This is a genomic window from Tolypothrix sp. PCC 7712, from assembly GCF_025860405.1.
Classification (GTDB): domain Bacteria; phylum Cyanobacteriota; class Cyanobacteriia; order Cyanobacteriales; family Nostocaceae; genus Aulosira; species Aulosira diplosiphon.
Map to the genome: position 1 here is coordinate 3,374,651 of NZ_CP063785.1, position 17,461 is coordinate 3,392,111.

At 37.8% G+C, this 17,461-nt stretch carries 9 protein-coding genes; all 9 read left to right on the plus strand.

What is annotated here, in order from left to right; translation table 11 throughout:
• The first annotated feature begins 75 nt into the window (after positions 1 to 75).
• Positions 76 to 1,383, plus strand: a complete 1,308-nt coding sequence (locus HGR01_RS13955) for an ABC exporter membrane fusion protein (RefSeq protein ID WP_045870476.1) — start codon at positions 76 to 78, stop codon at positions 1,381 to 1,383.
• Positions 1,380 to 2,555 (plus strand): ABC transporter permease DevC, encoded by a 1,176-nt coding sequence (devC, locus tag HGR01_RS13960; protein WP_045870475.1) that lies wholly within the window; start codon positions 1,380 to 1,382, stop codon positions 2,553 to 2,555. Before HGR01_RS13955 ends, devC begins: the two co-directional genes overlap by 4 nt.
• A 130-nt stretch (positions 2,556 to 2,685) precedes the next feature.
• On the plus strand, positions 2,686 to 3,384 hold the full coding sequence (locus HGR01_RS13965; protein ID WP_045870474.1) for a DevA family ABC transporter ATP-binding protein: 699 nt from the start codon (positions 2,686 to 2,688) through the stop codon (positions 3,382 to 3,384).
• 639 nt (positions 3,385 to 4,023) lie between these two features.
• A complete protein-coding gene (locus HGR01_RS13970; RefSeq protein ID WP_045870473.1) occupies positions 4,024 to 4,755 on the plus strand; it encodes a DUF928 domain-containing protein in 732 nt (243 codons plus the stop codon).
• Between the two features lie 225 nt (positions 4,756 to 4,980).
• Positions 4,981 to 7,626, plus strand: a complete 2,646-nt coding sequence (locus tag HGR01_RS13975; protein ID WP_228045371.1) for a CHASE2 domain-containing protein — start codon at positions 4,981 to 4,983, stop codon at positions 7,624 to 7,626.
• The gene (locus tag HGR01_RS13980; protein ID WP_045870472.1) at positions 7,623 to 8,936 is read left to right on the plus strand and encodes a response regulator; all 1,314 of its coding nucleotides are present in this window, start codon (positions 7,623 to 7,625) and stop codon (positions 8,934 to 8,936) included. Before HGR01_RS13975 ends, HGR01_RS13980 begins: the two co-directional genes overlap by 4 nt.
• Positions 8,937 to 9,064: 128 nt before the next feature.
• On the plus strand, positions 9,065 to 11,656 hold the full coding sequence (locus HGR01_RS13985; RefSeq protein ID WP_045870471.1) for a CHAT domain-containing protein: 2,592 nt from the start codon (positions 9,065 to 9,067) through the stop codon (positions 11,654 to 11,656).
• Positions 11,657 to 12,618: 962 nt separating this feature from the next.
• Complete coding sequence (locus HGR01_RS13990) at positions 12,619 to 14,037, plus strand: NF038122 family metalloprotease (protein WP_155539230.1); 1,419 nt, start codon at positions 12,619 to 12,621, stop codon at positions 14,035 to 14,037.
• Between the two features lie 185 nt (positions 14,038 to 14,222).
• Positions 14,223 to 17,354, plus strand: coding sequence for a filamentous hemagglutinin N-terminal domain-containing protein (locus tag HGR01_RS13995; protein ID WP_045870469.1), 3,132 nt, complete (start codon positions 14,223 to 14,225; stop codon positions 17,352 to 17,354).
• Positions 17,355 to 17,461 lie beyond the last annotated feature (107 nt).

Sequence of the window (17,461 nt, forward strand, 5' to 3'; positions counted from 1 at the left end):
AACTACTCGGTTTAGTTTAGCATAATTTTGAACTGGACGGTTTAGTTTAATTGCCGCCAGCAAGAGGGGAATACTATGGCGCAAAACTGGAATTTAACGGGTTTTCGAGCTTCCCAAACTTTTTTGAAGTCACCTGCAACCATAGCGATAATTACAGCTTTAGTTACAGCAGGAGCTAGCGTTTATACGGTAACTAAGTTCCAAGCTGATTCTGCGAAAAAGCCAGAAGTAGCAGCAGCTATGCAGCCAGTAGTAAAAACTGTAACTGCCTTGGGACGGCTGGAACCGAATGGTGAGGTGATTAAACTATCTGCACCGACGGCTAATGAAGGAAATCGCGTAGAGCAGTTGTTGGTGAAAGAAGGCGATCGCATCAAAGCTGGACAAGTAATTGCAATTATGGATAGTCGCGATCGCTTACAGGCGAGTTTGGATGAAGCGCAAAGACAAGTAGAAGTCGCTAAATCCCGTCTGGCGCAGGTAAAAGCTGGAGCAAAACAGGGAGAAATAGCAGCGCGTCAAGCTACTATCAACCGTCTGCAAGTTGAACTAGCCGGAAGTATAAAAACGCAACAAGCCACAATTAATCGTTTAGAAGCAGAACTGCAAGGACAACAGCAAAGTTTGCAAGCAACAGTTGCACGTGTCGCGGCTGAGAAAAGCAACGCGCAAGCTGATGTGCAACGCTATGAGAGTTTATATAAAGAAGGTGCAATTTCTAGTCAAGAAGTAGATCGCCGCAGATTAAGTGCTGAAACTTCCACCCAGCAATTTATCGAAAGCCAAGCTACCAAAGCCAGAACTGTCGCCACCCTAGAACAACAAATCAACGAAGCTAAAGCCAACCGCGATAAAACTATCGCCACCTTAGAACAGCAAATTAGTGAAGCCAAAGCTACCCTCAACCAAACTGCAGAAGTTCGTCCCACAGATGTAGCTAACGCGCAAGCCGAGGTAAACAGCGCCCAAGCTGCTGTCGAGAAAATTAGAGCGCAACTCAATCAAGCATATATTCGCGCTCCCAAAGCTGGACAAATTCTCAAAATTAATAGCCGTGCTGGTGAAACTGTTGGTAATGATGGCATTGTGGAACTAGGCCAAACCGATCAGATGTATGCAGTTGCAGAAGTATACCAAAGTGATATTCATAAAGTCCGGCCTGGTCAAAAAGTCAAAGTCAGCAGCGATTCTCTTCCTGGCGAATTACAAGGAACCGTTGATTGGCTCGGAATGCAGATACAACGGCAAAATGTGATTAATGCCGATCCTTCCAGTAATATTGACGCAAGAATAGTAGAAGTTCATGTGCGCCTAGATCAAGCATCCAGCGTTAAAGCAGCTCAGTTTACCAATTTGCAAGTTAAGGCGGTGATTGAGCAATGATTGGATTTATCTCTCAACTCCAACGACGCACACCTTTAGGATGGTTGCAATTAAGTCATCAAAGAAGCCGTTTATTAGTTGCACTCTCAGGTATTGCCTTTGCAGATGTTCTCATGTTTATGCAACTGGGATTTCAGACTGCATTGTATGAGAGTAACACCAGATTGCACCGCAGTATGCAAGCTGACATTGTGCTTGTCAGTCCCCAAGCACGGAACTTGGCGAATATGTCCAGCTTTACCAGACGGCGACTGTATCAAGCAATGGACTTCCCAGGGGTAAAGTCAGCTGAAGGTATGTATATTAATTTTGGCGATTGGAAGAATCCCCAAACCAAGAAAAAGACAGCGGTGCTAGTGATGGGATTTAACCCTGACAAGCAAGTATTAGACTTACCAGAAGTCAACCGCCAAAAAGATATTGTCAAGCTACCAGATACCATGCTTTTCGATCGCGCCTCTAGAGGAGATTATCAAAAGGCGATCGCTCAAATTAATAGCGGAAAACCTGTCACCACAGAAATCGACCGCCGCACAATTAGCATTAACGGCTTATTTTCCGTCGGTGCATCCTTTATTGCCGATGGTACATTAATTACTAGCGACCAGAACTTTCTACGAGTATTTCCTAGACGGGATGCTAGCAGCCTCAGCATTGGTTTAATTCAACTGCAACCAGGTTATGACCCCAAGCAAACTGCTACAGCCTTAAAATCTCATCTGGGTGAAGATGTCAAAGTTTTAACTAAAGCAGAATTTATCGAATTTGAAAAAGAATACTGGAAAACCAACACTGCGATCGGCTTTATCTTCAGCCTCGGCGTATCGATGGGATTCATGGTTGGCGTGATCATCGTTTATCAAGTTCTCTCCACAGATGTCAACGCCCACATGAAAGAATACGCCACCTTCAAAGCGATGGGTTACAACAACCTCTACTTATTAGGTATCGTCTTTGAAGAAGCGATAATTATGGCAATATTAGGCTTTCTACCTGGTTTCGGCGTTTCTATAGGACTATATGCACTCACACGCAACGCCACAAATTTACCTTTATATATGACCTTAGCCAGAGCCATCCAAGTACAAGTACTTACCATCATTATGTGCATGATTTCCGGTGCGATCGCCACACGCAAAGTTCAATCTGCTGACCCCGCAGATATGTTTTAATCATTAGTCATTAGTCATTTGTCATTTGTCATTTGGTAATGGGTAATTGGTAATTGGTAATGAGACATTTATTATTTCTCCCTCATCCCCCTCATCTCCCCCTACTTCCTCATCTCCTTCATCCCCTGCTATGAATCCAGTAATCTCTATCCAAAATCTCGACCACTACTTTGGTCAAGGTCAACTGAAAAAGCAAGTTTTGTTTGATATCAATTTAGAAATCAATGCTGGCGAAATTATCATCATGACTGGGCCTTCGGGTTCTGGTAAAACCACCTTACTAACCTTAGTAGGAGGCTTGCGTTCTGCTCAGTCTGGTAGTTTGCAAATATTGGGAAGGGAACTCTGCGGTGCAAATGCAGCACAACTTACCGAAGCTAGACGCAGCCACGGCTATATTTTCCAAGCACATAACTTGCATGGAAGTTTGACAGCGCTTCAGAATGTGAGAATGGGATTAGAACTGCATCAAGATATTTCACCCCAGGAAATGAAACAGCGCTCGGCTGAAATGCTAGAGCAGGTAGGATTAGAACAGCGCCTCAATTACTATCCTGATGATTTATCAGGGGGACAAAAACAACGGGTAGCGATCGCACGTGCTTTGGTCAGTCGTCCTAAAATTGTGCTAGCGGATGAACCAACGGCGGCGCTTGATAGTAAATCTGGGCGAGATGTGGTTAACCTCATGCAACAATTAGCCAAGGAACAAGGCTGTACAATCTTGATGGTGACTCATGACAACCGGATTTTAGACATAGCCGATCGCATCGTTCACATGGAAGATGGTAAGCTAGCACAGGATCGGGTTGTAACCGTAGCAGTATAAGATTTACATAAATAAATCGGTGGAAATCAACCCAAATATGTTACGAAACGTAAATAGGCTTGAAACTATTACAAATGACCAATGACTAATTTTCTGAAGCTGCTATCTTTTCTCTTCATCAGAGCGATCGCACAATTCTTTTAAAGCTAGCAGTTAAGTCATACAGCATACTACAAAGTAGTGATATCCTGATTTAGGACACAAAATTGTTGTGTCCTAGCATTTTGTAATTAATGCATCTAAAAATTGTTGTATTACCATTTGTAATCAAATTCAACTTTTATTTATAGATAAAAGCCCAAAAAATTTGCATTTATCAATAGAAATTAATCTGGTCAATTACATAGCTTAAAAATCCCTAACACTCAATTAACCTGCTAATTATTGCCATTTAATTATTTATATATCTAGTATAATTATTTTTACAAATATCATTGATTAATTAATAATTAATCAATAAAAAAATCAATAAAAATCCAATTTTTTGCGTATTTTCCTCAGCTTTGCGTACTTATACTGATGGCAAGTGAAAATACTGTAAATAAACTATTATTATTTAATTTTATGCCATATTAGTAATTGTAGTTATTGTTTATCAAGCAGTTATAAGAAATAGCTGCTCAAAATATAAGTTAGTTTATGTCAGCAAAAAAACAACCTTTTTTTAAATCACCACTGTTAGGAATAGCATTGATAATTTCATCATCTATTATTCCTATATCCATAACACCAGTGATGGCAGGAGTAACCTTTAAACCTCCAGGAGCGCAAGCACCTCAACGCTCATCTGGGGGAGGCTCAAGGAATGATAATATTTGTGGATTTGGAACGAAAGTCTCTAATAGTGCATCGGTAACACCGTTAATGCCCAATTCTAATATTGGCTTTACTGTTGCAGATCGTCCCACAATATTTGTCTACCTTCCAGCTAGTAAAGCGCAAAAAGCATTGTTTACGCTCCAAGATGATGGCTCGAAAACTTATTATCAGACAGCCTTAACTTTGCCCGAAAAACCGGGAGTGATGGAAGTAAAACTGCCAACTTCTGTACCAGCGCTGAAGACAGGCAAAAATTATAAATGGTCTTTAGTCATGATTTGCACTGAAGAGCTAGACACAGATAGTCCTTGGGTAGGTGGATGGATTCGCCGTGTAGAAGCTGATCGCAGTTTAACTAGTAAAAATCAAAAACCCATATCATTAGAGCTAATTTCTAAATTAGCTGAAACTGGTATTTGGTATGATTCTCTGTCTATTCTGGCAGAACTCAGGCGATCGCAACCAAATAATCAAGCTTTAACTAATGCTTGGCAAGACCTTTTAAAATCAGTTAATTTAAATGTGATTGCCAACGAACCACTCGTTAATTAATTAACTAATAGTAACTAAAGCTAAGGTGGGGAGTAAACAGTAATTAAATTATTCCCCACTTTCTAATTTTATAAAATTATTAATTATTAATTTAAAATGGGCTTATTGTTGAAAGCATTATTCGCAAATTTATTGAGGATAGGTTCAATTAGAACCATTTTTAAGCATTGGCGCTTTGTATTGATAACTGCTCCTAGCGTCAGCATATTGGTGATTGCTGGGGGTATGACAGGTTTATTTCAACTACTGGAATGGAGTACTATGGAGCAGTTTTTTGCTCTACGACCTCTAGAAGCACGAGATAAGCGTATCCTCATTGTCACCATTGATGAAAAAGACATTACTCAAGTTGGTAAATGGCCGATTCCTGATGCTGTCTTAGCTCAACTCCTCACAAAACTCAAGGCTCAACAACCAGCAGCTATTGGTATGGATATTTATCGAGATTTGCCAGTAGAACCAGGGTATCAAGAATTAGTCGCAGTGATGAAATCTACACCTACCTTAATTGGTGTCAAAAAACTCGCAGGGGATAGTGTAGCACCATCACCAACTTTATCTGCACAAGGGCAAATTGCGCTTTCTGATTTTGTGTTGGATACAGATGGTAAAGTCAGACGGGGTTTGCTTTCGGCTGGCGATCGCAACGGGGAAATTTTTTTAGGTTTAGCAGCGCGCTTAAGCTTAATTTATCTAGAACCTCAACATATTTCTCTAGAAGCAATAGATCAAACAGAGACTAGCTTGCAATTAGGTAAAGCCATATTCACACCCTTAAAAGGTAAAGAGTTTATTTATCGCGGTGCAGATGTTGGCGGATACCAAATTTTATTGAACTACCGAGGACGTAAAAATCATTTTGATACAGTCAAAATGCGGGATATACTAAATAATTCTGTCTCACAGGAGTTAGTACGCGATCGCATTGTTTTGATTGGTACTACAGCTAAGAGTATCAATGACTTTTTTAACGTTTCTTATAATCCTAAGTTTCAGAATAATGGAGAACCTATGGCAGGGGTTGTAGTTCATGCCAATTTAACTAGCCAAATTTTAAGTGCAGCATTAGATAGTAGACCTCTTATACAAATATGGTCTTCCCATGCAGAATGGCTATGGATTTTATGCTGGTCATTTATCAGTAGTAGTCTGACTTGGCGCTTGTTGCACGTAAAATCTCTTGGTAAGTGGAAATTGCCAGGATTACCTATAGTAGGAATTATATTTGCAATTGCGACTCTTTTAGGTAGCAGCTATTTAGCTTTTTTAGCAGGTTGGTGGATTCCTAGCATTTCACCGTTACTAGCTGTCCTTATCTGTGGAATTGTCATCACTAATTTTTATAAACAATCACAACTAGAAAAAGCGAATGAGGAATTACAGGAGTACTCTTATACGTTAGAGCAAAAAGTCAGCGATCGCACTAAAGAATTAGAAATTGCTAAAATTGCTGCTGATGTTGCCAACCAAGCTAAAAGCGAATTTTTAGCTAATATGAGCCATGAACTGCGGACACCTTTAAATGGAATTTTAGGGTACGCACAAATCCTCGAACGTTCTGAAAAAATAGCGCCATCAGAACTAGATGGTATCAAAATTATTCATCAATGCGGTTCTCACCTACTCACTCTCATCAATGATATTTTAGACCTGTCGAAAATTGAAGCTCGAAAACTAGAACTACACAAAACAAACTTTGATTTCTCTTTCTTTTTGATTGGAGTAGTAGAAATCTGCCGCATACGTGCTCAACAAAAAGGTATCTCATTTATTGATCAATTAGATCCTCAACTTCCTTTAGGAATCAATGCTGATGAAAAACGGTTACGGCAAGTTTTAATTAATTTACTTGGTAATGCCATTAAATTTACTGATATTGGTAGTGTAACTTTTAAGGTAGAAGTATTACAAATAGAAAATAATCCTGAAAATATATTAAGTAAAATTCGCTTTAAAATTGAAGATACAGGTGTAGGGATGACACCCGAACAGCTAGAAAAGATTTTTTTACCTTTTGAGCAAGTAGGAGATAAACATAAACAAGTAGAAGGTACAGGATTAGGATTAGCCATTAGCTGCAAACTAGCTGAATTAATGGGTAGCCAAATTAATGTCACTAGCACTTTATCAGTTGGTAGTAAATTTTGGTTCGATGTGAATCTAGAAGTGATTGAAGTAGCCACCAATACTGCTACTATATCTCCCAAGAAAAAAATTGTCGGTATTCAAAATAAACAACCAAAAATCTTAATTGTAGATGACCAACTTGAAAATCGTTCTGTTATTATCAATCTCCTGCAACCAATAGGATTCACTTGCTGGGAAGCTACTAATGGAAAAGAAGGTTTAGAAACAGCCATAGAGAGTCAGCCAGACTTAATTATCACTGATTTAAAAATGCCAATTACGGACGGTTTTGAAATGATGCATAATTTAAGAAATTTGCATCAGTTTAAAAATCTGCCAATTATAGTTTCTTCAGCCAGTGTATTTGAAAATGACCAAATAAAAAGTTTAGCTGTGGGAGGTAATGAGTTTTTAGCCAAACCCTTTGAGATAGATGAAATTTTTAAAATTTTAGAAAAATATTTACAACTGACTTGGATTTATCAAGAAGATAGCGCCTTAGAACTAGATTCTGAAAATCAAACAGAGCAAGTAATCATTGCACCTCCTGCAACTGAACTAGATCAGCTGTTTGATTTAGCAATGAGAGGGAATATTCCTAGTATACAAATATTATTGAATGAGCTTGAAGCTGCAGATCAAAAATTTGCACCTTTTTGTCACAAAATTAGACAACTTGCTGATAACTTTCAAACCAAACCTATTCGGGCAATTATTAAATCTTATCAGGATATAAGTTTATGAAAAATATTAATGTTGAACAAGCAACTATTATGATTGTTGATGACAATCAAACCAATCTCAAAGTATTATGTAATGCTATCTCTAATTATGGCTGGGAAATTTTGACTGCCATTGATGGTCAAAGTGCTATTGAACAAGCTGAATATGCCCAACCAGATTTGATTTTATTAGATGTAATGATGCCAGGTCTTGATGGATTTAACACCTGCCAAATCCTCAAAAAAAATCCTGCAACTCATGATATACCAATAATTTTTTTGACCGCTCTATCAGACAAATTTGATAAGGTGCAAGGGCTTTTAATTGGAGGTGTAGATTATATTACTAAACCTTTTCAAAAAGAAGAGGTTTTAGCCAGAATTCACGTCCATTTAAAGATTCGATTTTTAACAAAACAACTAGAATTACAGAATCAACAGTTAGAGCAGCGGATAGAAGAACGTACCACCAAGCTTTTGCAAGCACTGGATGAATTAAAGCAATCTCAACTCCAATTAGTGCAGAACGAAAAATTGTCTACTCTTGGTCAATTAGTTGCTGGTGTAGCTCATGAAATTAACAATCCCCTCACCTCTTTAACAGGTAACTTGCATTTTATTGGCAATTATATCGATGACTTAGTTAACCACTTGCAACTTTATCGTCAACACTATTCAGATCCACCTACGAATATTGTTAAAGATGCCAAGATGATAGATTTAGAGCAAATTATCAAAGATTTGCCTGCACTGCTTTCATATATGAATATCGGTGTAGAACGCATCAGCGACATTAGCACTAGTTTACGTACTTTTTCCCGTACAGATACATCTCATCAAGTAGATTTTGATATTCACGAAGGTATTGATAGTACTTTGCTAATTTTGCAGCATCGTCTGAAGGCAAGTAATAAGCGATCGCAAATATTAGTGATAAAAAATTATGGAAATATCCCTTTGTTTAAATGCTATCCTGGGCAAATTAGCCAAGTGTTTATGAATATAATTTCTAACTCTATTGACGCTTTTGATGAAAAAAATGAAAAATTACCTATTCCAGAAAATGTTGGATATGAAATTGTGATTGAAACCCGACTTAATCGGGATGAAAATTTGCTCACTATCACCTTTGCGGATAATGCTTCTGGGATTGCTCCGGAACTTATAGAGCAAGTATTTAACCAATTTTTTACTACTAAATCAATTGGTAAAGGTACTGGACTAGGTTTATCTATTAGTAAACAGATTATTGAAGAAAAACACCAAGGAAAAATCCAATGTTTTTCAGTATTAGGAGAAGGCACAAGATTTGTCATTGAAATCCCTGTATAAGCATGAAATCCTGGGATCTGAGGAGTAAAATTGAGCCTTTGAACAAACCTATAGTGAAATAAAACAAGGATTTTAGGGAACAGTAGAAAATAGGTTTCTATTGCTTGTCACTATGGGAATGTAAATTTATGCACAAAAATCAACAGATCATTGGCTCTTTTGCTTATACAATGAATTTAGGATTGCTGACATTATTTGTCGTCACAGCTAGCATTCCAGCCCTAGCAAATATCAATTTGCACTCAGAAATTCAGGATGGGAAAATCACTACAAGCTCAGTCTTAAATCCCAATTCCCTACTGGAACAAGGTAGAATTCAGTTTGCCGCAGGACGCTTTACCGAAGCAGCGAAACTTTGGGAAGCTGCATCTGTTGCTTTTGCAGAACAAGGTGACACTATCAACCAAGCTTGGAGTTTGAGTTATCTATCTTTAGCTTTACAAAACTTGGGAGATTGGCAAAAGGCGGAAGTTTCAATTACTAACAGTCTCAATCTGCTGCAACGCCTGAACACCAAAAATCAAAATAATGCTGCAATTTGGGCAGTAGCTTTTAATACTCTAGGAAATCTCCAACTTACCAAAGGACAAGGAGAAGCAGCTTTACAAGCTTGGCAAGATGCAGAAAAAAATTATGCTCAAGCTGGTGATGATGCAGGTAAATTAGGTAGTCAAATTAACCAAGCGCAGGCACTACAGGCTTTAGGATTTTATCGCAGAGCGCAGAAGTTGTTAATAGCTATCAATCAAAAGCTGCAAAATCAGCCAGATTCCATCATCAAAGCTAAAGCATTGCAAAGCTTGGGAGTTGTTTTGCAACAGGTGGGAAATTTACAGCAATCCCAGGAAATTTTAAAGCAAAGTTTAGCAATTAGCACTCGCCTGAACTCTACAGACAATATCGGCGATGTTCTTTTTAGCTTGGGAAATACAGCTAGAGATTTACAACAAACTGCAGAGGCTTTAGATTATTATCAACAAGTGCTAGCTAAGGCAACTAATCCCCAACTACACCTAGAAGCACAACTCAATCAACTCAGCCTGTATTTAGATAATGCACAAGTACAAGCGGCTAATGCTTTATTACCTGAAATTAAATCACAATTAGAGAATCTGCCGCCTAGCCGGATGTCTATCTATGCCACAGTTAACTTTGCGCGTAGTTTGGCTAAGTTGACAAAATCGGCTGGAGACAATCAAGATTTAGCTAAAGAAGCTGCAGTAACTTTAGCACGTGCCATACAACAAGCCGACAGTTTGAAAGACTTACGTGCTCAAGCTTATGCCTTAAATGAATTAGGAAAATTATACTTTGAGCAGCAGCAGTTATCTGAGGCTTTACAACTGACCCAAAAAGCATTGACAATCGCTCAAGAAATTAATGCGGCGGACATTGCTTATCAAGCTTCCTGGCAAGTTGGGCGCATTCTCAAAATTAAAGGTAACACTGAAGGTGCGATCGCAGCTTATAATTTCTCCGTCAAAACCCTCAAGTCTCTGCGTAGCGACTTAGTGGCGATTAATCGTGATGTCCAGTTCTCCTTTCAAGAGAGTGTGGAACCAGTGTATCGGGAGTTCGTTGATTTATTACTCCAATTTCACCCCAGCCAGAAAAACTTAAAGCAAGCGCGAGAAACTATCGAAGGGCTACAACTCGCTGAATTAGACAATTTCTTCCATGAAGCTTGTTTAAATGGTAAACCAGAGCAAATCGACAAAATTGATAAAAATGCAGCTGTTATCTATCCGATTATTTTAGGCGATCGCTTAGAAGTTATTGTCTCGATTTCCGGGCAACCCTTAATTAATTACAAAACAGACATCTCAAAAGCGGAAATAGAAAAGACTATCAAACAGATGCGTCAATCTCTCAACCCGGCTTTTTCGCAAGAGAATGCTTTATCTGTTTCCCAAAAATTCTACGACTTACTTATCCGTCCCGCCGAATCGCAGTTAGCCAATAGTAAAATCAAAACTTTGACCTTTGTTTTAGATGGTTCCTTGCGAAATTTACCAATGGCGGCTTTGTATGATGGCAAAAATTATTTAGTAGAGAAATATAGCTTGGCTTTATCGCCAGGAATGCAATTATTACAAGCCCACTCACTCAAGCGAGATAATATTAAAGTGATTACAGCCGCACTCAGCGAAGCACGCCAAGGGTTTAAAGCTTTACCAGCTGTTAAATCAGAAGTCACAGAAATTAGCGCTGAAATTTCTTCACAGCTACTTTTAAATGAAAAATTTACCGACGCTAACCTGCAAACAGCTATCAAATCAATTCCTTTTTCTGTATTGCATCTCGCTACTCATGGTCAGTTTAGCAGTAAGTCAGATGATACTTTTATACTTAGCTGGGATGGCAAGATTAACGTTAAGGAATTAAGTGAGTTTCTCAAATCCAGAAACGAGGTTAATTCTACACCGGTAGAATTAATGGTTCTCAGTGCTTGTCAAACAGCAAAAGGAGACAATCGCGCAATATTAGGTTTAGCTGGAGTAGCAGTACGTTCTGGCGCGCGTAGTACTATAGCTACCTTGTGGGCAGTACAAGACGAGTCTACAGCTAAATTTATGGTTGAGTTTTATAAACATCTCAAAAAACCTGGAATTGGTAAAGCAGAAGCTTTGCGACAAACTCAATTGATTTTTTTACAAGATGCTAATTTTCAGCACCCCTATTATTGGTCAGCGTTTGTGTTGGTAGGAAATTGGCTATAACTGGCTTACAGTCCTTTGGGTAATTTCAATCAAGTTAATAGCTAACTGATACCATTTTTTGAAAATGGTATTAAATGGCATGAGCAGATGAATTTTATTGTTTGATGACCGAGACAATTTTGGATTTTAGATTTTAGATTTTAGATTAAATCTAAAAATAAAATCCAAAAAACGGTTTCAAGCCTACGCCAGTTGCCTTATGTCGGGAAACCCGCCCACCGCACTGGCTCACGCCACTTCTCTCAAGTCGGGAAACCCGCCCACGAGAGTGGCTCCTCCGTTGACGGAGAAAGAGCAAAAAAATCATTCAATACTTAAGCCTCTTCTTTATAAGGAGAGGTCAATCCAAAAGACGCTCGCGGACTCGCTAACGCTGCGCTATCGTAAATCCAAAATCTAAAATTGGGTGACTTACGCAAATGTCATATTTTTTTCGTTGAGGTTTGTCTAGGGGAGCCAGTCACGTGCGGAGGTTCCCTCCGTTGAGTGAACTGGCGTTCAAATGTCAAGAGTCCAAAAAACCTAAATTTTTGACCCTGGACATTTGTACAGACGCGATTAATCGCGTCTGTTGCAAATCTTATGCCAGACAATCACTGTGTCAGTTGCGTAAGTCCTGTGTTTATCCAAATAGCTGTTTTTAATTATCAGTATTTTCACTAAAATAAAATTATAAATTCTGATTTCACAGGAAAAAAATCAGAAAACTTAAGTATTTATAGCGTAGCTAATGACTGTAAAAGATATATTTAGAAAAGCAATTAACAATTATAGATAAGTAAGATATGGTATTTTTATAAAATTAGCTAATAAATTACAATTTTTAAAGATATTACGACTGGATAGCCAATAAAAATTTATCCATAATTAATATGACTTTATAGCAAATAAATTAATCATGTATGTTTTTGGAGTTATCTTGTAAATTAATTATTACTTTTGATTTACAGAGAATTACGATTATGTCATCCCAAAAGCAGAAAAATCACAAATGTATTAAAACTAATAATTTTCCTCAATTAATAACGCTAGCGCTAGCATCAACTACTATCATCACTTATACCTTACCAGCCCAAGCATTGACATTTAACTTTACATACGATGCAGGTGTGACTTATCAGCAAAAAACTGCTTTTGAATTTGCAGGAAGATACTGGGCTGATTACCTAAGTGATGATGCTACTGTGAACATTCACGTTGATTTTGCTTCTTCGAGTAAATTGCCAAAAGGGATGCTTGGTGGCTCTATTCCAGCGTTTGTAAATAATGTGAGCTATAATTCTTTTTGGAATGCATTGAATAATGACCGCCAATCTCAATTTGATTACACTGCTGTCAGCAATTTATCTTCCAGTACACAATGGCAGTCTATTTTTCAAAATCTACAGCAAGAAACACTCACGCTTTCTAATAACACAATTAATTTAACTCAAGCCAACGCCAAAGCATTAAATTTAATTGATAAAAATAGCACTGCCTTAGATGGGGTGATCGTTTTAAATGAGCTAGATAATACTGGTTATGGATGGGCAAACAGCGGTTACACCAGCACTAGTGTCAATAGCTGGTACACTAAAGCATTTGACCTCTACAGTGTTGCTGTTCACGAAATCGCACATATCTTAGGATTTGTTAGTAGTCTCGATGGCATTAATGCTAAGAACTACAATGATTTAGATTTACGTAAAAAACTGTTTACTCCCTTTGATTTATTCCGTTATTCTGACTCTAGCAAAACTCAAGGTTTATCAGATTTGAGTAACGGTAATGCTAGTTACTTCTCTATTGATGGTGGTATGAGCAGCATAGGTTATTTATCTACTGGTCAGGATACTAGTATTAAGGGCGATGGCTTTCAAGGCAGCCATTGGAAAAATTACACTAATAGTATTGGTGTGATGGCACCAGCTTTGCGTGTCGGTGCTGTGCGTGAAGCCGATGAACGAGACCTCAATGTTTTAGATGTGATTGGTTGGAACAGAAAATCTAGGATTTATTCTAGTAACTATTACACATTAGATTCACAAATCCAATATGCTAATATTTTGGCTAATCAAACATTAAATTCACAAGCTCAATCTGCTGCATATTGGATTCAAGAAATTAACCGTAATTTCGATATTACGAATATGTTAAATCTAAATCGTTGGGGTGGTGCTAGCACCACTAGTACTTTAAATCAAACACAAGACCTAGTCGATATTCTCGCTCAAGAAGGTGTTTTTGAAATGGGTGGTTTTTGGGACACTGTCGATGAGCAAGAGAATGTTACTTCTGTTCCGGAACCAGCCAATAATGCTGGATTAATCGGTATTGGCTTATTAGGCTTAATTGGTTTGAAATTGAAAAAGTTTTCTCGCCATTATCTCAATTCTATATAGAGCCTGTTCCCATCCCTCTGCAATCCTTAGCAGCGCTAGGATACCAGCAGGGGTGTTTTATGTGACTTGGGATTACTAGCGATTAGTTAGCTAATTTTTTTGTAAATAATTTCTGGTTAGTTAAGCAAAATTTTTGGGAACCCTAAAAATGTCACCTCTAAGAATAGTAGCCCTACACTAACCAGATGTTTAAAATTTCAGAAAGTACAAGTTTATTATTGATACTCAATAAAACTAAACAGCCACTTTTAATTTTATTTTACATTTTATATTTATTAATTATTAATCAATTAAAGGGATTTGCACAAATTATCCCAGATAATAACCTGTCATCAAATTCAATAACTGTTACTTCAGGAAATGTAATTGAAATTCAAGGTGGAACTCAAGTCGGTAATAACCTTTTTCATAGCTTTGAGCAATTTTCTGTCAACACAGGCAATACGGCTTTTTTTAATAATCCTTTAGAAGTTAATAATATTATTACTCGAGTCACAGGCAGTTCGATTTCTCAAATTGATGGCTTAATTCGTACTAATGGCCTAGCAAATTTATTTTTAATTAACCCTAATGGTATTATTTTTGGTACGAATGCTAGCTTAAACATTGGTGGTTCTTTTTTTGCAAGTACAGCGAATAGCATTAAATTTTCTGATGGCAGTATTTATAGTGCAGTTAATCCGCAACAACAAACTTTATTAACTATCAATACTCCTCTTGGCTTGCAGTATGGAGTAAATCCGGGAAATATCACTGTACAAGGGCCAGGTAATCAATTATTTGTGAATGAGTTTTTTGCCACTTCTCGAGAAAATCGACCTGTAGGATTAGAGGTAAAAGCTGGTAATACTCTGGCATTAGTTGGCGGTAATGTTGATTTAAAAGGTGGGAATTTAACAGCAGGGCAAGGTAGAGTGGAAGTTGGCGCTGTTAAAGATAGTTTCGTTACCATTAATTACAATAATCCTGGCTTAACTTTAAACTATGAGGGAGTGAATAATTTTGCAGATATTAATCTCAATGCGGCTGCTTCAATAGATGTGAGTGGTGATGGTAGCGGTCATGTTCAAGTTATCGGTAGAAATATTAATTTAACTGATGGTTCGGCAATTTTAGCCAATACTGAACATGATTTAAATGGAGGGAGTATCAAGATTAAAGCTGCAGAATTACTCAATGTCAGTGGGTTTAATAGTCGTCCTGATTTTTCAACAATTATCTCTACCGATGTGTCTCCAGAAGCTAGCGGTAATGGTGGTAGCATTGATATTGCTGCTCAGAAATTAACTGCAACTGATAGTGGACAAATTAGTAGTACAACCTTTGGGTTGGGAACTGGGGGAACAGTTAATATTCAAGCAGAAGATATAGAACTAGCTTTCGGTGGATTGGGGCCTAGTGGGATATTCGCTAGTACTGATTCTGGTGGTGGTAATGCGGGAAAAATTGCGATCGCAACTAATAATCTACTAGTTACTGATGGCGCGCAAATATCAACTACTAGTTGGTCTGGCAAAGGTAATGCTGGGGAAATCCAGATTACTGCGAAAAAAGCACAATTTATCGGTACTGCTTTGGGAAAATATCCTAGTGGGTTATTAGCTAGTACTTATTCTGATGGTAATGGCGGTAATATTTTCCTTAATGCTGATAGCTTAGAAGTTAAAAATGGGGCACAAATTCAAAATAGTGCATTTGCTGCTGGTAATGCAGGGCAATTAGAAATTACATCTAAAAATATAGAATTAAGTGGTACAGATTCCGGCACACTTGCTAGTGGTTTACTTGCCAATGTTGAAAAAGGTGCAACAGGTAATGGAGGTTTGTTAAAAGTTACAACTGGGAATTTGAATTTATTTGATGGTGCGACGATAGTTGCTAAAACTGCTGGCTCAGGAAATGCTGGGAAGATAGAAATTGTAGCTAAAAATATAGAAATTAAAGGAACATCTAATAATCCACTGCCGACAATAATTGCCGCAAATGTTCAAAGTCAGGCGACAGGTGCAGGGGGTGAATTAAATATTAATACTGAAACTCTATATTTAAGTAATGGTGGACAAATTGCAACTAGCACATTTGGTACAGGTAATGCCGGCGTTTTAACCATTCAAGCTCATGATATAAATTTAAGTGGTTTTATTTCTGGTGGTAGTAGTGGTTTATTTAGTAATGCTGTTACCAATAGTGGTAATGGTGGTCAGTTAAATATCTCAACAGATAAACTGACTATTCAAGATGGTGCAACCATTGCTGCTAGTAACTTTTCTAGTCGTAACCCTAATCTTGCACCAGGAACAGGTTTAGCAGGTGATATTAAAATTGATGCTCGATTAATTGAGCTTTTTGATAACACTACTTCCAATATTAAAAGTAGTATTAATGCTACTACCTTTAATGGTGGTGGTGGCAATATTCAAATAAATACTAAAGAATCTCTAGTTGCTAGAAATAATAGTTTAATTACTGCGGATACCAAAGGTAATGCTAATGGTGGCACCATTAGAGTTAATACTAATTTGCTGTCCTTGAACAGTGGAGCTACCTTGAGTACAAATAGTACAGGATTAGGTCAAGCTGGTGATATTTTTATTAACGCTAATCAAGTCAGAGCAAACCAAGGGTTAATTACTGCTACTGCTACTCAATCAGGTGGTGGCAATATTACTTTAAATAATAATTTTCTCTTTTTGCAGAACAATAGCCTCATTAGTAGCAGCGTTACTGATAGTACGGGAGGCGGAGGTAATCTTTTTATTAATAGTGATTTTATCGTCAGTTACAATAATAGCGATATGAGAGCTAACGCTGTTTTTGGCAATGGGGGTAATATCCAAATTTACACCCAAGGACTTTTTCAAAGTCAAGATAGCGAAATTGATGCAAGTTCTAAATTTGGGATTGATGGTGTAGTCAAAATAACTAACCCAGAAGACGTTCAAAAGATTGCCATTGCAGAATTACCAAAGGATATAGTGGATGTTACTCAGTTAGTAGCTAAAGCTTGTAGTGCTAGTACAACTAATGAGTTTGTCATCATCGGAAAGGGAGGATTACCAGAAAATCCTACTGATATGCTGAGAGGACAAACAGTTTGGACAGATTGGCGGCAATTATCTACAAGCAGTAATAGAAAAAATCAATTAGGAGCAGCAAGCCAAGAAAAGCTGGTTGCAACTTCTCCAAAATCAACACATATTATTGAAGCTCAAGGATGGGTAATTAATCGCGATGGCACTATAGAATTAGTGGCTCATGCGCCAGAGATACCTACTGTAGTACCTGTGAGTTATGTAGCTAAATGTACTGGCTCTTAAATCTTGATCAGCCATTTTTCATACATAAATTGGGCGGGCTATTTGGCCCACCCGACAAGTATTTTTTGGTAACGAACTTCCAGAAATTACATTATCTAATTATGAAA